This window comes from Leifsonia shinshuensis (assembly GCF_013410375.1).
GTDB classification, from domain to species: Bacteria; Actinomycetota; Actinomycetes; order Actinomycetales; family Microbacteriaceae; genus Leifsonia; species Leifsonia shinshuensis.
This window is the reverse complement of the sequence record NZ_JACCFL010000001.1, coordinates 22,686-40,011: the sequence shown is the minus strand read 5'-3', so window position 1 is coordinate 40,011 and position 17,326 is coordinate 22,686. Positions and strand designations below refer to the sequence as shown.

18 protein-coding genes are annotated in these 17,326 nt (G+C 65.6%); 6 read left to right on the top strand and 12 right to left on the bottom strand.

Going from position 1 to position 17,326, the window contains the following annotated elements:
* Positions 1 to 4: 4 nt before the first annotated feature.
* From HNR13_RS00200 to HNR13_RS00155, 10 genes are all read right to left on the bottom strand, one after another.
* A complete protein-coding gene (locus HNR13_RS00200; protein ID WP_039921959.1) occupies positions 5 to 463 on the bottom strand; it encodes a hypothetical protein in 459 nt (152 codons plus the stop codon).
* 643 nt (positions 464 to 1,106) lie between these two features.
* Entirely contained in the window at positions 1,107 to 3,830 is a 2,724-nt protein-coding gene (locus HNR13_RS00195; protein WP_247597253.1) for an AAA family ATPase, read from the bottom strand.
* Between the two features lie 304 nt (positions 3,831 to 4,134).
* A protein-coding gene (locus HNR13_RS00190; protein WP_179603909.1) for an IS3 family transposase occupies positions 4,135 to 5,285 on the bottom strand; the annotation gives its coding sequence in 2 pieces (ribosomal slippage) (positions 4,135 to 5,015 and positions 5,015 to 5,285; 1,152 coding nt in all).
* Positions 5,286 to 5,415: 130 nt separating this feature from the next.
* Positions 5,416 to 6,273 carry an ArdC-like ssDNA-binding domain-containing protein gene (locus HNR13_RS00185; RefSeq protein ID WP_168688430.1) on the bottom strand — a complete coding sequence of 286 codons (858 nt, stop codon included), beginning with the start codon at positions 6,271 to 6,273 and terminating at the stop codon, positions 5,416 to 5,418.
* A 447-nt stretch (positions 6,274 to 6,720) separates the two neighbouring features.
* Positions 6,721 to 6,963, bottom strand: a complete 243-nt coding sequence (locus tag HNR13_RS00180) for a three-helix bundle dimerization domain-containing protein (protein WP_155829193.1) — start codon at positions 6,961 to 6,963, stop codon at positions 6,721 to 6,723.
* A gap of 358 nt (positions 6,964 to 7,321) precedes the next feature.
* Positions 7,322 to 7,858 carry a DUF2306 domain-containing protein gene (locus HNR13_RS00175; protein WP_051337076.1) on the bottom strand — a complete coding sequence of 179 codons (537 nt, stop codon included), beginning with the start codon at positions 7,856 to 7,858 and terminating at the stop codon, positions 7,322 to 7,324.
* A 52-nt stretch (positions 7,859 to 7,910) separates the two neighbouring features.
* The gene (locus HNR13_RS00170) at positions 7,911 to 8,405 is read right to left on the bottom strand and encodes a GNAT family N-acetyltransferase (RefSeq protein ID WP_021765541.1); all 495 of its coding nucleotides are present in this window, start codon (positions 8,403 to 8,405) and stop codon (positions 7,911 to 7,913) included.
* A gap of 33 nt (positions 8,406 to 8,438) precedes the next feature.
* Positions 8,439 to 8,849: an arsenate-mycothiol transferase ArsC gene (locus HNR13_RS00165; RefSeq protein ID WP_021765542.1), complete on the bottom strand. Its 411-nt coding sequence runs from the start codon at positions 8,847 to 8,849 to the stop codon at positions 8,439 to 8,441.
* Entirely contained in the window at positions 8,846 to 10,231 is a 1,386-nt protein-coding gene (locus HNR13_RS00160; protein WP_179603908.1) for an FAD-dependent oxidoreductase, read from the bottom strand. Before HNR13_RS00160 ends, HNR13_RS00165 begins: the two co-directional genes overlap by 4 nt.
* Positions 10,232 to 10,244: 13 nt before the next feature.
* On the bottom strand, positions 10,245 to 10,973 hold the full coding sequence (locus HNR13_RS00155; protein ID WP_179603907.1) for an aquaporin: 729 nt from the start codon (positions 10,971 to 10,973) through the stop codon (positions 10,245 to 10,247).
* Positions 10,974 to 11,020: 47 nt separating this feature from the next.
* Between HNR13_RS00155 and HNR13_RS00150 the strand changes: the two genes are divergently transcribed.
* Positions 11,021 to 11,689 (top strand): arsenate reductase/protein-tyrosine-phosphatase family protein, encoded by a 669-nt coding sequence (locus HNR13_RS00150; RefSeq protein ID WP_039924259.1) that lies wholly within the window; start codon positions 11,021 to 11,023, stop codon positions 11,687 to 11,689.
* 23 nt (positions 11,690 to 11,712) lie between these two features.
* On the opposite strand, the gene HNR13_RS00145 is transcribed toward HNR13_RS00150, so the two are convergent.
* A complete protein-coding gene (locus HNR13_RS00145; RefSeq protein WP_021765546.1) occupies positions 11,713 to 12,066 on the bottom strand; it encodes an ArsR/SmtB family transcription factor in 354 nt (117 codons plus the stop codon).
* Positions 12,067 to 12,151: 85 nt separating this feature from the next.
* Here HNR13_RS00145 and HNR13_RS00140 point away from each other — a divergent pair, with 85 nt between their 5' ends.
* A complete protein-coding gene (locus HNR13_RS00140; protein WP_021765547.1) occupies positions 12,152 to 13,462 on the top strand; it encodes an NAD(P)-binding domain-containing protein in 1,311 nt (436 codons plus the stop codon).
* Here the strand turns inward: HNR13_RS00140 and HNR13_RS00135 are convergent.
* On the bottom strand, positions 13,459 to 13,767 hold the full coding sequence (locus HNR13_RS00135; RefSeq protein WP_021765548.1) for a hypothetical protein: 309 nt from the start codon (positions 13,765 to 13,767) through the stop codon (positions 13,459 to 13,461). The genes HNR13_RS00140 and HNR13_RS00135 overlap by 4 nt on opposite strands.
* A gap of 30 nt (positions 13,768 to 13,797) precedes the next feature.
* Between HNR13_RS00135 and HNR13_RS00130 the strand changes: the two genes are divergently transcribed.
* The 4 genes from HNR13_RS00130 to trxB all read left to right on the top strand — a co-directional run bounded on the left by HNR13_RS00130 (position 13,798) and on the right by trxB (position 16,844).
* Positions 13,798 to 14,694, top strand: a complete 897-nt coding sequence (locus HNR13_RS00130) for a metalloregulator ArsR/SmtB family transcription factor (protein WP_021765549.1) — start codon at positions 13,798 to 13,800, stop codon at positions 14,692 to 14,694.
* An 88-nt stretch (positions 14,695 to 14,782) separates the two neighbouring features.
* Positions 14,783 to 15,196 carry an arsenate reductase ArsC gene (locus tag HNR13_RS00125; RefSeq protein ID WP_021765550.1) on the top strand — a complete coding sequence of 138 codons (414 nt, stop codon included), beginning with the start codon at positions 14,783 to 14,785 and terminating at the stop codon, positions 15,194 to 15,196.
* 5 nt (positions 15,197 to 15,201) lie between these two features.
* Positions 15,202 to 15,864, top strand: coding sequence for an arsenate reductase/protein-tyrosine-phosphatase family protein (locus HNR13_RS00120; RefSeq protein ID WP_039924270.1), 663 nt, complete (start codon positions 15,202 to 15,204; stop codon positions 15,862 to 15,864).
* Positions 15,861 to 16,844 carry a thioredoxin-disulfide reductase gene (gene trxB, locus HNR13_RS00115; RefSeq protein ID WP_021765552.1) on the top strand — a complete coding sequence of 328 codons (984 nt, stop codon included), beginning with the start codon at positions 15,861 to 15,863 and terminating at the stop codon, positions 16,842 to 16,844. Before HNR13_RS00120 ends, trxB begins: the two co-directional genes overlap by 4 nt.
* The last annotated feature ends 482 nt before the right edge of the window (positions 16,845 to 17,326 follow it).

The window sequence follows — 17,326 nt, the reverse complement described above, 5'->3', positions numbered from 1 at the left end:
AGGGCTATCCGTCCAAGCTCTCGACTGCGCGCATCGTCTCTGCAAAGCCGACTTCACCGGTTCGCCACATTCGGAGGGATGCGACCAGGTCCGGAAGATTAGCAACGATCCAAGTGTGTGAACGTCTCGGCAGCCGGTACACGACCTTGCCAACGAAAACCATCATGTGGGCGTCTTGGCCCCGCGCGAGCATGTGCACACGATCGACCTCGACTAGCAGCCCCCTAGCTTTCGGCGGCCAATTAACTCGGATCACGTCAGTCGAGTCGCGAAAGCTCTTATCTACAAGGTCTCGGATGTGACTGAATAGGCCACTCAACGCATCATCGAAGCGGTCCCGGTACTGGGAGTCTCTCGAGACCGCCCAGCTCCTCCACGCGACGAACACGGTCACCCCGCCGGCCACGATCGCACCCGCGAGCGCGCCCCACATTGTCGCCCAGAACTGCTGCCAGAAGTCCACAGCCGAATCCTAGGTTCGAATGGACCTCGAAGGCGGAAGCGCCGGATCGATTTGGGACAAATGATCGGACGGATGGCCGCATCGTCACTCCGGGCGCCAGTAGATGAGTAAGGGCGCGAGCGGGAGAAGCGAAGGTATCACTCATCGATGCTATTGGCTCCCAAGGTCGGCTGCCGGGGATGGCCCTTCCGGTCGGAACCGCACCAACCGCCGTGGTCTGGTGGACACTGGTGACATGAGTCTCGATGCGCCAGCGCCAGCGCCGTCCGGAGCTACCGGACGCGAAGCGGTAGAGATCTGCCGCCAGTGGATGGCCTACCTGGGCGCAGTCGACGTTGTTGTGGCGGAAGGCTCCGCCACCGACATTTGTGATTTGTACAGCTCGCGGTATCTTGCATGGGTTCAAAGCCGCAGAGGAAATCTTGACCTTGGTGTTGTCGAGCGCGCTGCAGCCGTCGGGTCGGTTGATGGCCGCTCATCACTTGTTTTCCTCAGGGGAGGTGTTTTCCCAACGGTACAAGACCGAGCAGACAATCTAACGGTGGGTCTGCTTCGTTTCGACCCACGAACGGGCGCTTTGGATGGCGCGAATGCTGTTGGTCGGCAGATACTCGCGAGTGGACTTGTGGGATAGCTGTTCCGGTTAGTGCAGGGCACGGCCTGTAGAGCTGAGAGGCGAGACGCTCGTAGCGGGCCCCGTTTGAGAACGAGCCGCGCGGTTGAATTCGGCTCGTGCGGCGGCCCTAGAGATCTCGATCGTCTCCTCCACAGGTTGCCGTTGCATGGTCTCGACTAGCTGAGCCCGAGCCGACGCCTCGGTGGGAGCTACGACTACCGCTAGGTTGCTGGACGTGCCTCTCGTCATTCCTACATACAGGCCGGCGCCGTCGACGCCAGGGCCGACTATAGATCGGTCCGTTGTCTCGCCCTGCACGCCGTAAACGGTCGTGGCGTATGCCAAGTGGAGGTGGGTTCCTGCATACTCGTGATCGATCATTCGCAGATCTGTCGAGTCGTTTGCGGACGCCAACATGACATGTTGCGCAGTCACGTTCTTCACCGTCCAGTTCTGGCGATTCTGTACGTCCATCGTGCTGTCGTTCCGTCGCGTTTGGACGACATCGCCGACAAAGATCGCCTGTCCGGCCTGACCCGAAACGGCTGCGCTGGTGTCGACCTCGCCGACCGAGATCCGGCGAGCCTGAATGGCCTCGCTCACCGATTGCGCCTCGGCGTGGGTCGCGGAGACTATGGCGATGGACTGTCGCTCTCGGGAGGCTTCAAACCAGGCACTTACGAGGGCATCGTGCGCGTCAGTCTGGCTGTTTGAGAGCACTACGTGTCCCGTGTTGATCAATTCGTCGGCCGTATGACCGGCTTCCTTTAGGTCATCTGGTTGCCGAAGTCGAAGACTCAGGTTGGCCCACGCTGGGTCTTTGAATCGATGGATAGTCAAGAGCTCGACCTGGCGGGTTGCGCGTCGCCAGAAGAGGGCCATGGCGCCCGAGTGACCGACCGGAAGAGCTTGATGCTGGTCTCCGACGAGGGCGACGCAAGCGCCGGTGCGGGCGACGACGTCGAGCAGGGCGTTCGCTGCCTCGAGGTCAAGCATTCCAGCTTCGTCAACCACGATACGGTCTCCCGGTCGAACGCCGATGCGCGGACCGACGTAGGGCATACCCGTCGACGGATCGAGCTCGCCGATCGTTAGGCATGACCACTCGGTGGCACCGGCTGGATTGCTGATCCATCGCCATCCGTAGTCGTATAGCAACTGATGGAGAGATGACGACTCGCTCCCGGTTTCGCGTCCAGCGACCGCGGAAGCCTTCTTCGTTGGCGCGACGATGATCATGGCTCGACCGCCACGACGCAGAGCCGCTCCGGCCACCTTGAGCATCGTCGTCTTGCCTGTGCCAGCGGCACCGGAGATCGTCACGACTCGGTCGGAACCTGCGATCGAGGAGGCGCCCTCCAGTTGCCCTTCGTCCAGCGCGCGGTTGGGATCTATGGCTTTCGCTACTTCGGTCATCTCCCCTACGGAAGGCACGGTGCCAGGCGTAGCGAGGGACTCTGTGCGATGCGCGACTGTGGCCTTGAGAGTTGCAGTGGCAATGGCCATCCGGCTCTTGATGTGTGGGGGAGTGCTGGCCTCTGACAGCAGTGTCACCGTGTATGTGCTGGCGGCGTAGGCAGTAACTTCGTCGACGACCACACCTAGCTGGGTCCGATCATTGATTACGCCTGATGCTGCGATCGCTCGGATGGCTCCTGCCCGGACGTCCATGTCGCTGAATCGTCCTCCCGTCCCGGTCGATCGACCGTCCGCATCGACGATCGCCTTGGCCGCTAGAAGCTCGATGTCCAGGTCCTCGATGGCGATCGGGCGCGCCACCTTCGCGCCTCGTGGCTGTACGAGTTGCGGGTCGGCGTTTAGGAGTTCGGTCAGTACAACGGACGCCCAATCGTTCTCGTCCAGCTGCCCCGGCTTGTTCGGCCGGCCAGCCGCCCATGCCCACTGATCGATCTGGTTCAGGACGGAGGCGGATGGCTCCTCGTCCGCGTGCTGTTCCCTCCACTGGCGAAGATGGGCAGCCTTGTTGGACTCGATCTGAGCGGACCGCTTCGACAGCGGCCGCACCAGATGCTGCAGCTGCGCGATCTCCCCGTCCGAATTCAGCGTGAAGCCCTTCGACGCGAGAGCAGCGACCCATGCTGGGTCGGTCTTGCAGGCGAGGTCGCCTTCGGCGTTCACGATGTTCTGGAACCGGAGCGCGACGCGAGTGTCGACGTTGGACCACTTCCCGTCGAGTCCTTCGACCTTGACGTTCAGCCACAGGTGGCGGTGCTTATGAGGGTCCAGTGAGCGGGACCGTTCGTGTCGCAACTCGACGACCTCGATGCGGGCGAGGTCTTCTCGGATAGCACCTTGCTTTCCGCGGCGGGCGTTGAGCTCGGTCTGCCACAGCTTGATGATCCGGTCCCGCAACCGGTCCTGCAGATCCTCGTACGCTGCCGCCAACTCGTGGTCCAGCATCGCCGCGATCGAGAACGACTTCGGTGCGTTGATCGTCGCATCCAAAATCAGATCCGCGACCGGCGACTCCAGATCCCGACCCCGACGCTCACCCGTCAGAGGGTCGACACCATCGACCCAATCCTTCAGTTGGGACCGGGTGAGGAGGTCGTCACGGATCGCGCCGTTCTCAACGATGTACCGGGTCATCACGGCGTCCGCATAGCCCGCGGCGGCCAGTGCGCCATCGGCGGTCTTGGCCGTCAGCGTCGCGTCGCAGACGCCGCCGAACGCGTAGTGCACCGCCTGCTTGACCCCCTGGGCCGCCTGCCCGCGCTTCCAGCGCGCCACTCCACCTCTCACACTTAGAACTTCCGGTTACGCGCGCTTTTTGGCGCGCACGGAGCGCGCACACTCGAAGAGTGCCTACGTGCATTCGCTCTTTTCCCTTTGGCTTGTCGTCTTTATCGTTCTCTCTCGTTTCTGGTCTCGTTCTCTCGTTGGTCTCCTTCGCCTTGGTTTCATTCGTTGCTTCTCGTCCCTTCGTCTCGTCCTTTTCTTGTCACGGCCATCTCTCCCGCTCAACATTTGCCGCCTCTTCCGCCGGCCCGCACTTCGCGCCCCCGAGCGCGAAAGAACCCCTGAGCCGCCCCCTTCATTCGGTCCGGACGTTCTGTGAGTCGTCGGTTTCCATTTGATGGGTGCACTGTCGAGCGTACTCGGCTGGGGGTAGGTAGCCGAGCGAGGAGTGCCGGCGGTGGTGGTTGTACTCGTCCTTCCAGTCGCCGATGATGACCTGCGCGTGCAGCAGCGAGTAGAAGCTGTTGATGTTGAGGCACTCGTCGCGGATCCGGCTGTTGAACGACTCGACGTACCCGTTGCGCCACGGCGAGCCCGGAGGGATGTAGGACAGGCCGGTGCGGGTGCCGGCCCAGTCGGCCATCGCCTCGCTGATGAACTCCGGCCCGTTGTCCGACCTGAGCACCGCCGGGGCGCCCCGGGCGGCGACGAGGTCCTCGAGGTGGGCGGTGAGTCGGTCGGCGGTAATCGAGCGCTCCACGAGGCCGCCGATGCACTCCCGGGTGTGTTCGTCGACGATCGAGCAGATCTTGATCGGTCGGCCGTGCTCGTCGGCGTCGAACTGAAAGTCCACCGCCCACACCACGTTCGGCGCGTCCGCCGTCGGCGCGTCGACGGTCGAGGACCCGACGCGCTTGCGTCGACGCCGCTGCGGGACCCGGAGCCCTTCGTCACGCCACAGGCGTTGGATCTTCTTGTGGTTCACCACCCACCCCTCGGCGCGGGCGTCGTGATACGCCCGCCGGTACCCGTAGCGGGGATGGTCCTTCGCCCAGGCGCGCAGCCACTCCCTGAACGCCCGATCCGGGTCCGCGACCGTGTCGCCCTTGAGCGGTCGCCGATACGCGGAGCGGCTCAGCCCGACCAGACGGCACGCCATCCGTTCGCTCACCCGCAGCTTGCGCTTGAGGTGATCGACGGCGGCGCGGCGCCTGTCCAGGCTTAGAAGTTTCCCTCAGCCAGCTCCTTGAGCGCGGCCTTCTCCAGCTCCGCTTCCGCGAGCAGACGCTTCAGGGTCGCATTCTGCTTCTCCAGCTCCTTCAGGCGCTTTGCGTCGTCGGCCTTGAGGCCGCCGTACTGGTTCCGCCACCGGTAGTACGTCTGCTCGGACACCACGAGCTCCCGGCACACCGCCGAGACGTCCTGACCGTCGGCGAGCATCCTGTCGGCCTGCCCGAGCTTACGGACGACCTGCTCCGGGGTGTGACGCTTCCTGCTGTTCGTCATGATCTGACCAGTCTCCCTGCCCGCGACCGCGGACAACAGGACGACTCTCATAACGACTGGACCTACGAAACGGGGTCAGCCCACCCCGACCCACTCAAGTTGGGTCGGGGTTCTTTTCGTCCGGTCGCGATTACTGGTCGAGCATCCCCACGATGTCGTGAACCGCCGCGAGGACTCGCGTAGCCGACTCGCGAATCATGGTGACGTCTTCGTCGCTCCATCCGGCGATGTAGCCGATGCTGTACGCGCTGGTGTCGAAGCCGCACAGGCCTGCGACCACGAAGGCGACCGACTCAGCCTCGACCTCCATGCGTCCGCGGTGCAGGCGGTACTCCTCGACGCTGTCGATATGGCGGAGCTCAATGTGCGCCGTCTCGTGAATCAGAGTCTTCGCGGACTGCTCGACGCTGATACCTTCCGCAAGGATCACGCGCAGCGTCTCGGGGTCCGTGTATCCGCTCGCATCGGCCAACGGTTCGCGGCTAACCCTCCATCCCCGGGACTCAAGGTGAGCGGTCAGCGGAGCAATGACTCCGTGGTCGTCGTCGCCGACGAGTCGGTGAGTAGGATCACTCGGGACCGGGTCGGCTCCCTCGATCGGGTCGGTCTGTGCGATGTCGAATACGGACAGAGTCGGGAAGTATCGGACCACACGCTCGTCGTCGGCTGGGGTCTCATCGTCGGCAGCGGTCTCGGTCTTCCGCTCGCGGTATCCGAAGATCTTGATCGACTTCTCACCCTTACGGACCTGGCGCCCCTTGGCCTGCCATTGCCGGAAACCGGCGACCATGGTCGCGTCGGGGTTCTGGGCGAGGATCAGCAGGAGGTTGTTCAGGCTGTAGTTGTGGAAGGAGCGGGCGAACTCGAGGAATGCCCGCCACTGGCCGCTGTCGGCGAGTTGTTGGACTTGCTCCAGGATCGACGCGTGCAGTGCCTCTGCTTCCGTCTGGCGTGCCTCCGCGGATCGGGTGATGGTCGTGTGCGTCATGTCGGTTGCTCCTTTGTCCACTCGTCTTTCTCGCCGTCCCGGCACGAAGATCAAGAACGGGTGGAGGCTGAGCAGTGACCGGCAGGAGCGGTTGCTAAGTGGAGGAGCGCAGCGACGGAGTCTGCAAATAGTGAGGGTCGGTCGCGGAGCAGCCGGAGGCCGTTACGATCGCAGGCCGGAGCGGGGAGAAGACACGGCTCGCGCCGACGTAGTCGGCTCCGCGCAGAAACTCGTACCTGAGTCAACCCTGCGTGGGCGAGCTCTATCAACGTCCCCTGAGTTGTGCGATCCGATCACGCAGGTAGACGGCAAATGGGATGGCGACTTAGGGCGGCGTTGAACTCAAGCGCTGCCGATGATCCATGTGTCTGACGCCCACGGGAGGGACAAGGCAGGCAGCAAAGGAGGAAGTTGGTAGATCGGCCCCGGGCTGACGGGTTTCGGCAGTCAGTCCTTCGCGTTGGCCGATTTCTTCAGCCTCTTCTTCGTAGAGCGCTCAACCAGAATGGCCAGGTAGTCCTTCACCGGTCGGCCGACGAAGTCGTCGAACTCGGCGCGCGTGGCGTTCTCGATCTCTTCCCGGGACATGTCCGGGAACTTCGCCTGGAGGCGTTCAGTTACCTGCTGGATGGTGTCTTCGTCGGATACGTCTTTCGCCACGCGCCGAGTGTCGCACAGGAAGGTGAACACGAACACGAGCGTTTCACGCCGACAACCACCACGCACGATACGGCTTTAAGCGCCCAGGACGGTGACCCGCGAAGAAATCTGCGCGCATACCGGGAGCGGTGTCACGGAGTTATCGTGAACTATGTCGACCAATGAGTCAGTGGAGTGCTCCTGCTGCGGCCGGGAGCGGCTCCGGCGTCAGGTTCACGCGCTTGGTGAGCGCAATGACGTGTACGTGTGTCGGCGCTGCGGTTTTTGGATAGCTGTGTTCTGGCGCGGAGACCGCGCTGACGTTTCTCGTTGAGGGTTCGACTGATTCCTTCCGTGACGACCGCCGCGGCCAGCGACCTGGGCGTTGGCACACTGGCACGGCGACCCGTCACGCGGGATTCCTGATACTCGGGTTGTCACTGTCGGAACTGAGGTGGCGGTGCTTGAGCACGGCGCGGATGATGAGCGGAGCCCCGACGATCGCGGGAAGAAACCAGAACAACCACGAGGGCAGCAGGCGCCAAAGGGGGAGCTGGGGTCCGTTGTCGACGTAGAACGCGGTCAGCATGGCGACGTAGGAGACTCCCATGGCGATGATGTGTGGAGCGTTGCCGGGTCGGTGGAGCCGACGGTAGATGAACCCGAAGGAGGCCGCGACGGCAGCGACGGCACCCGCCGCAACAAGGGGCAGATCGGCGGGCCACCGGAAGGCGGACATCGCGCACGCGGAAGCGAAGACGATCAGAATCGCTCCGAAGTAGAACCGGCCACTGACAACGTGCCGGCCGGAGCCTTTTCGGCTGAACATGGCAACCAGCCCACTCGCGATTGCGACCAGAGCCGCCGCGACGTGGATTCCGAGCAGGGCGAGGAAGACGGCGGAGAGCGAGGCTACGTCCAGTCCGAGCAGGGGTTCCGTGCGCATGAGAGGCCTCCCTCCGGTGCGCTCAGGGTAGCGCTGCGCAAGGGGGTGCGGACTACTGTTCCCGTCGCCGCTCGATGAGGATGGTGTCGCGCCATTGCCCGGCCCACGGCCCGTAGGTCATCAGGGCGATGCGTTCGCGATGTCCGACCACTCGGAAGCCGACCTGCTCGTGGAGACGGAGGCTGGCGGTGTTCTCGCGGAAGATGCTCGACTGGATCGTCCAGATGCCCGCGTTGTCGCACGCGTTGATCAGCTCGTCCAGGAGCAGCCGTCCAAGTCCGTGGCCGCGCGCGCGGTCGGCAACGTACACGGAGTGTTCGACGACGCCCCGGTAGACCTCGCGTAAGGAGACCGGAGACACGGCTGCCCAGCCGGCGACGCCGCCTTCATCGACCGCGACAAGTCGCCCAACCTGCAGTTTGCTCGCGTCGAATTGCTCCCACGATGGAGGCTCCGACTCGAACGTGGCGTTGCCCGTCGCGATCCCCTCGACGTAGATCCGCTCGACCTCGGACCAGTCCGCGAGCGTGAGCGTGCGAATGATCATTCGGCTGCCGTGCTTCCCAGAGTCGTCACCGGATCATTCTTCAGCGGGTGCCACCCATTCCACCAGCTCCTCGACCTGCACCAAGATCGTGCCCCGGAGCTCCCGAACGCCGTCGAGGTCCCAGGTCGCCGGGTCGGGGAACTCCCACTGCACGAACTGACCCGCCACAGGGCCGGGGAGCTCGAGCCCGGGCTTCATGGCCACGACGATGTCAGCGGCCGCAAGGTCCTCTACCGTCACCGCTCGAGGCTGCGCGTCGGAGCTGTCGATACCGAGCTCGGCGAGAGCCTGAACCACAGGCTGGCTTGGCCCGTCGGCCGGTGCTGTGCCGGCGCTGGTGGCGTGGGCGCGATCGCCGGCGACGCGACGGAAGAGGTGGGATCCAAGCTGCGACCGGCCGGCGTTGTGGGTGCAGAGGAAGAGGACGGTGGGGGCGTCGTTCATACCGTGATCTCGGTTTCGATGGTGGCTCGTGTCCAGGCTTGGGTCGCCGCCTGGACGGCATCCCACGGTGAGCCGAGTGGCGGCGTGTAGGAGAGGTCGAGGTCGCTGATCTGCTGCACGGTGAGGCCGGCGAACAGCGCCGTCGCGTAGGTGTCGACGCGCTTGGCGGTCTCGGTGCCGAGGCGGCCGACGAGTTGAGCGCCGAGGAGGCGTCCGTTGTCGGCGTCTCCGGTGATGCGGATGCTGATCGGCTGGGCGCCCGGGTAGTAGCGCTTGTGGTCGTCGGCGGTGGTCTGGGTGGTGACGCTCTGGAAGCCGGCGGCGTGCGCTTCGTGGTCGTGAAGACCGGTTCGCGCGGCGACGAGGTCGAAGACCTTGACGACCTGTGTTCCGACCGAGCCGGCGAAGCGGGCGTCGCCACCGATTGCGTTCTCCCCGGCCACGCGTCCCTGCTTGTGCGCGGTCGTCCCGAGCGGGAGATAGGTGACCCCGAGCAGCCGGTGGTGGGTGACGACCCCGTCGCCGGCCGCGTAGACGTGGGGCAGGCCGGTTCGCATCTGCTCGTCGACGACGACCGCGCGGCCGGCGCCGAGGGTGGCTCCGGCGGATTCCAGGAGCTGAGTGTTCGGGCGGACACCGACAACAGCGAGCACGATGTCGGCTCGCAGGTTGACGGGCTGGCCGTCGTGGTCGGCGCGGACAAGCAAACCGTCGGTGTCCTTCTCGACCGAGCGAACCACGGTGCGGGTGCGCACGTGCACGCCGTGGCTGGTCAGCTCCTCGTGGACGGAGGAGCCGAGTTCCGGGTCGAGGGTGGAGAGGACTTCGGGTCCGCGCTGCAGGACGGTGACGTCGATGCCGCGCGCGCTGAATCCCTCGGCCATCTCGAGACCGACGTAGCCGGCGCCGATGATGATCGCGGTGCGCGGGTCGCGTGCTTCTAGGTCGCGGTCCAGGGCGAAGGTGTCGCCCATCGAGTGGATGACGTGCAGCCCATCGGCGGGGGTGAGCTGGTCGAGTCCGGTTATGCCCGCGTGCGAGGGGAGCGCGCCGGTGCCGACGATCAGCTCGTCGTAGCCGATCACGGACTCGGTTCCGTCCGCCGCCCGGACGTTCAATCGCTGACCCGCGACGTCGATGCCGGTGGCGAGTGTGTTGAGCCTGAGTGACATCCCGGTCGCCTCGAGGTCGGCGTGGGTCCTGTGGGCGAGCGACTGCCACGGGCGCACGTCACCGGAGAAGTAGTACGGGATGCCGCAGATGGAGAAGTTCGGGTATTCGTCGGCGACGACGACGGTGACGTCAGTCGCCGGGTCGAGTTCGCGGGCGCGCAGCGCGGCGGAGATTCCGGCGTCGCTGCCGCCGATGGCGACGAGATGCATGGGATGGTTCCGTTCAGCGATCGGTGGTCTGCGGGATGACGACGTCCGCTGCGGCCTCGGCCAAGACCTTCTCCGAGCGGAATAGCGCCAGGGTGAGTCCGACGCCGATGGCGGCGCCGACGAGTTGGGCGGCGATGAAGGGGAGGACGGACGCCGGGGCGATCCCGGCGAACGAGTCGGAGAAGATCCGGCCGATCGTAACGGCGGGGTTCGCGAACGAGGTGGAGCTGGTGAACCAGTAGGCGGCGCCGATGTAGGCGCCGATCGCGGGGGCGGCAGCGGCGCTGCGGCCGGATCGCGCCAGCGCGAGGATCAGCATGATGAGCCCGGCCGTCGCGACGACTTCGCCGATGAGCGTCCCGGCAGTGACCCGCTCGGTGGTGGCGACGTGCGTGGGCAGCTCGAACATCGCGTTGGCGAGTAGGGCTCCGCCGATGGCGCCGACGACCTGCGCGAGGATGTATGCCCCCGCCTCGGCGAGGGTCAGTCCGTTGCGGGCGGAGCGGCCGACGATCCAGTCGACAAGTGAGACGACCGGGTTGAAGTGGGCTCCGGAGACGGGGCCGAACAAGAGGATCAGCACGGCGAGGCCGAGGGCGGTGGCGATGCTGTTCTCGAGCAGCTGCAGGCCGGTGTCGTGAGAGAGGCGGCTGGCGGCGATCCCGGAGCCGACGACGACCGTGACGAGCAGTCCGGTTCCGAGGAATTCGGCGAGCAGGCGAGAGAGAAGGCGCGTGTTCATTGGCTTCATCTTGACCGGTAGGAGATACCTCAGTCAACATTGAGGTAATGAACACTGGGCGAAATCCGTTGGAGACGCGAGCCGCGTTGCACGCGGCTCTGGCGGATCCCCTGCGTCTGCGAATCGTGGACCTTCTCGTGCTCGGCGATCTGACTCCGGGAGAGCTCGTCGCGCAGCTGGCGGTCTCCACCAATCTGCTCGCGCACCACCTTGCGGTCCTGGAGCGTGAAGGCATCATCGTGCGCGAGCGTTCGGAGGGCGATCGCCGCAGGACGTACGTGCGCCTGCGGCCGGCCGCGCTCACTGCGCTGGGGCCGTCTGCGGATGATGCCGCGCGTCGGGTCGTGTTCGTGTGCACGGCGAACTCGGCGCGGTCTCAGTTGGCGGAGGCGCTCTGGTCGCGCTCCAGCGATGTCCCGGCCCTTTCCGCGGGGACGCACCCGGCGCCCGGGGTCGCGGTGGGTGCGGTGCAGGTCGCGGCGCGACATGGTGTCGTTCTGGCGGGACGACCGAAGCTGTACGCGGATGTCGTCGAGGTTGGTGACTATGTCGTCACGGTCTGTGACCGAGCGCACGAGGAGCTCGGGTACGGCGACGCTCATTGGTCGATTCCCGATCCGGTGCCGGACGGCAGCTCGAAAGCGTTCGAGGCTGCCTTCGACGAGATCGCACGCCGGGTCGGCTCCCTCGCCGCACACCTGACGCGGAGCGCATAGCGCACGACGGTCGGGCCACTCGGTTAGAGCGCTGTCGTGAGGACCTTCGACACGCGCTCCAGGCTTCCTGGGACGAGCTTGTAGTACGACCAGGTGCCACGCTTCGACCGGGTGATGTAGCCCGCGTCGAGCAGAAGCTTGAGGTGATGTGACACCGTCGGCTGGCTGAGCCCGATCGGTTCGGTCAGATCGCAGACGCACGCTTCCTGGCCCTCCGAGTTGGCCACGATCGAGAGCAGGCGAAGTCGGGTCGGGTCGCCGAGAGCCTTGAACGCCGCCGCCATCGACTCCGCCTCGTCGAGGGAGAGGGTCTCGCTCGTCACAGGAGTGCAGCAGGCGTTCACGGGTGTGATCGGGAGTGCTTCGAGAACGGCCATGCGACTAGTCTAGCCGTACATTGACAGATTTCGATGAAGCAGGCACACTGTAAATCGAAAACCTTCAATGAATGGAGAATGAGGGATGACTCTCGTCGACCTGACCGTCCCCACGATCCGCAGCAGCCGCCTCGACGGGCTCCCGGTGGCGATCATCGGCGCCGGGCCGATCGGGCTCGCGGCCGCCGCCCACTTGGTCGAACGGGGCATCCCGTTCGAGATCTATGAGACCGGCGACACGTCCGGCCACACCGTCTCCCAGTGGGGGCATATCCGTTTCTTCTCGCCGTGGAAGATGCTGGTGGACCCGGCCGCCGCTCGGCTCCTGGCTGAAACAGGGTGGGCGAGTCCCGACGAGAAGCAGCTGCCCACCGGCGGCCAGTTCCTGGATGACTACCTGGCGCCGCTGGCTGCAATCGACTCGATCCGTCCGCACATCCGTTACGGCGTCACCGTCACCGACGTCAGTCGCGAGGGCATGGATCGCACCCGGAGCACCGGCCGCGCCGACACCCCCTTCCTGCTGCGCATCAGCGATGCGGACGGCGTGCGGGAGGTCACGGCCCGCGCCGTCATCGACGCATCCGGCACCTACCTGACCCCGAACAGCCTCGCCTCGTCCGGACTCGACCCTCTCGGGCTGCCGGCGGTCGCCGGGCACGTCTCGCACGCGCTGCCGGATGTGGTCGGGCGCGAGCGCGCCCGGTTCGCCGGCAAGCGCGTCACCGTCGTCGGCGCTGGACACTCCGCCGCCAACACCCTCCTGAACCTCGCCGCCCTTAAGCGTGAGGTGCCGGAAACGCGGATCACCTGGCTGATCCGCAACGCGAGCGCCGTCCGGGTCACCACCTCGGATGACGACCAGCTGATCGAGCGCGCCGCTATCGGCAAGCGCGTCGACCGTCTCATCGCCACCGGCGCCATCCAGCAGATCGACCGGTTCGAAATCCTTCGCCTCGCCGCAACCGAGAACGGCGTCAAGCTGATCGGCCAGCGAGCGGGCGAGCGGGTCGAGCACGACACCGACATCGTGGTGAACGCGACCGGGTTCCGGCCCGACCTCGACATGCTGCGCGAGATCCGGCTCGACCTGGACGAGATCGTGGAGGCTCCCGTCCGGCTGGCGCCGCTGATCGACCCGAACATCCACTCCTGCGGCACGGTCGAGCCCCACGGGTTCGCCGAGTTGCAGCAGCCCGAGCCGAACTTCTTCCTCGCCGGGATGAAGTCCTACGGACGCGCCCCGACGTTCCTCCTCGCCACCGGATACGAGCAGGTCCGATCCATCACCGCCTACCTCGCCGGCGACATCGCGTCGGCACGCAACGTGCAACTGGTGCTCCCGGCCACAGGCGTGTGCTCGACCGGCGCGAGCGGGTCGTCCTGCTGCTCCTAAGCAGTGCCCTTCTCGCGGAGGGCTTCGATGATCATTCCAGTCGTCGGAGCTCCCGCAAGGCCCTCTGGCGTCCGGTACACGCGACAGGCGAGAGCGTCGGTGGGGATGCCGTCGAACAGATCCTGTCCGTCCACAAGGATCGTGGGCGAGCCCGCGAATCCGAGCACCGTTGCTTCGTCGGGGGTGGTCACCGTTCGCGTCTCCAGATGCGCCGTCGGCCGCACGAGGTCAAGAGCTGCTCGAACTCGGTCGGACGCCTCTACCCAATTCGGGCAGTCATCGATGTGGAGCACGATTACGTTCATTGCACAATTCTCGCGCATAGACTCCCATCTATGAGCGGAGCGCAAGCGGTTAGCCCGGACCTGCAGAGCCTCAAGCGCATCAGCGATCCCACCCGCGCCGCCCTCCTCCGGATCATCCTCGATTCCGAGGAGGGCCGGGGGTCGGTGACCCGCATGGCCGAGACCCTCGGGCTCACGCAACCGACCGTGTCTCACCACTTGCGGATGCTCAAGAACGAGGGACTGGTCGAGCGCGAACAGATCGGCCGCACGGCGTGGTATTCGATCACGCCCTCCCAGCTCGACCGCGTCGCCAACCTGGTCCGCGACGGCGAGACACGCGACGACGCGGCGGCGCTGGAGCGCATCGTCGCCGACCTGACCACGCGATACCGAGGGGTACTGGCACCGGACATCGTCAGCTCGTACGTGCAGGACAGCTACCGGATGCTGGGCGAGCGTGCGGGCTCGCACCCGACCCGAGCGTCCCAGACCAGCAGCTTCACGATCGATCGGCTCGACGCGCTCCTACGGGCCGACGAAACCACCCACACCGTGCCGGAGGTGCTGTTCGTCTGTGTGCAGAACGCCGGCCGCTCCCAGCTCGCCTCTGCGATCCTGCGCCAGCTCGCCGGCGACCGGGTCATCGTCCGTACGGCCGGCTCGGAGCCGGCGGAGGCCGTGCGCTCCACGATCGTCACCGTGCTCGACGAGATCGGCACCCCGCTCGGCGGCGAGTTCCCCAAGCCGCTCACCGACGAGGCGGTCCGCGCAGCCGACTACGTGATCACCATGGGCTGTGGTGACGCCTGCCCCATCTACCCGGGCCGCGAATACCTGGACTGGGACATCCCCGACCCCGTCGGGCAACCGATCGCCCGCGTCCGCGAGATCCGAAACGACATCGAGGGTCGCGTCCGCGACCTTCTCGAGCGGATCGAAAAGTGAACGATTGCCGAATTCGGCGATAGACGACTGGAAAAAGCATTGACCTACATCTATGCTTAACGAAGATCGTTGAGAACCGAGGAGAACCATGACTGATACCAAGCCCACCGTCCTGTTCGTCTGCATCCACAACGCCGGCCGCTCCCAGATGGCCGCCGGGTTCATGCGTGAGCTCTCCGGAGGCCGCGTCGAGGTACTGTCCGCCGGTTCGGAGCCGAAGGACCAGATCAACCCGGTCGCGGTTCAGGTCATGGCCGAGGAGGGTATCGACATCGCGGGCGAGCAGCCGAAGATCCTCACCACCGCTGCGGTGAAGGAGTCCGATGTCGTGATCACGATGGGCTGTGGCGACACTTGCCCGATCTTCCCGGGGAAGCGGTACGAGGACTGGGAGCTCACCGACCCCGCCGGGCGCCCGGTGGACGAGGTCCGCCCGATCCGCGACGACATCAAGCAGCGCGTCGAGAACCTGCTCGCTGAGCTCCTGCCCGCGGTGGTGTGACGATCATGACTATCGACGCAACGGGGCGCCGTAGCCAGCCTGAGCTGGCCTATCCGGAGGCGTACCTGCGTCGGCTCGCCGACGATCTGGCCGCCAAGTTCGACGGGGTGTTCAACCGGGAGACGGTGGAGCGGTATGTCCTCGAGTCCTACACCGCGCTGCTACGCACCGCGAAGGTCAAGGCGCATCTGACGACGCGCACGATCCACTTCGCGACGGAGCGGCTGACCGCCCTGGCGCAAGCGAAGGGTGCGCTGCCGGTGATCTGGCCAGAGGTGCTGTTCGTGTGTGAGCAGAACGCTGGGCGTTCACAGATGGCGGCGGTCCTCACCGAGTCTCTTTCCGGAGGACGCGTCCACGTCCGCTCCGCGGGGTCGATGCCCGCGTACGAACTGAATCCAGCTGTGGTCGAGGTGATGGCGGAGCTCGGGCTGGACATGAGTCGCGAGTTCCCGAAGCCGCTGACCGACGATGTCGTGCAGGCCGCAGACGTCGTTGTCACGATGGGCTGCGGCGACGCCTGCCCGATCTACCCCGGCAAGCGCTACCAGAATTGGGAGCTCGCTGATCCGCAGGGCCAGCCGGTCGAGGCTGTGCGGGTGATCCGAGCCGAGGTGGAGCAGCACGTGCGCGAGCTGCTGAAGAGCCTGGAGGTCACGCCCGCGTGAGCGTCGAGAACGTCGTCGTCATCGGTTCCGGCCCCGCCGGATACACCGCCGCGATCTACCTGGCCCGCGCCGGCCTTGACCCGATCGTGCTGACCAGCTCGGTCGAGATCGGCGGGGCGCTGATGAACACCACCGAGGTCGAGAACTTTCCCGGCTTCATTGACGGCATCCAGGGCCCGGACCTGATGGAGAGCCTGCGGCAGCAGGCCGAGCGCTTCGGCGCCCGGCTCGTCTACGACGATGCGACCGCGGTCGACCTGACGGGCGAGATCAAGACGATCTCCACCGGAAGCGGAACCGTGTACGAGGCACACGTCGTGGTCCTTGCGATGGGGTCGGCGCACCGCAAGCTCGGCATCGAGGGAGAGGATCGGCTCTCCGGGTACGGGATATCTTGGTGCGCCACCTGCGACGGCGCGTTCTTCAAGAATCAGGACATCGCGGTCGCCGGCGGCGGCGACTCGGCGCTGGAGGAGGCCATGTTCCTCACCCGGTTCGCCAACTCGGTAACCCTCATCCACCGGCGTGATGCCTTGCGCGCATCGAAGATCATGCAGGATCGGGCGCAAGAGAACCCCAAGATCAGTATCCGCTGGAACACCCAGATCGCCGAAGCCCACGGTGACGACAAGCTGAACGGGCTCACTGTTCGCGACACCGTCACGGGCGAGCCGGGCACCCTGGATGCGACCGGCCTGTTCGTGGCGATCGGTCACGACCCGCGCAGCGCATTGGTCGCGGGTCAGATCGATCTGGACGCCGACGGTTACGTGAAGGTTCAGCATCCGACCACCGAGACGAACCTGCCCGGCGTATTCGCGTGCGGCGACCTCGTCGACCGTCGCTACCGGCAGGCCATCACAGCAGCGGGCACCGGCTGCGCTGCCGCCCTAGATGCGGAGCATTATCTCGCCGCGCACGGGCTGGGCACGCACGCCCAGGCGCAGACCGCGGTCGCGGATGAGCTCGCGCACCCGTGATGGAGAACGCGAACTCTTTCGGAAGTCCCCTAATCCAGGTCAACTAAGGCTGGCAGCTTTCATGGCGGCCCTGACCTTGGTGGATTCTTAGCGAACCTCCGGGTATGGTGGCACGCATCTGACGCCGCCTCCCCCCAGCCGGTTGTCAGCGCGCATGGTTCGATGGCCGCGCCGTTCGGGTCGGCCGGCCATCGAACCGCTCGCGCAAGGGATACTCCCGCCTCGGTGGTCGACCGGTGCCGTTGTGACCAGCCGATCTCGGAGAAATAAGTCGGTGACGGGCGTCGGAGATCGACTGGATGGCCCCCTCGTGCGATACCGCTCGGGCAACGACGGGAGGAGCCGCCCCCGGCGGCGCTGTTCCCAGAGCTTTGTGTGTCTTTCCGCCGCCCGATCGTAGCTCGTTCCCGGTGCTTCCGTGCCGGGCTTTCGCGGCATATCCTCCTTCCGCTTCGCTCCAGTCCGGTATTCCACGGTCCCGG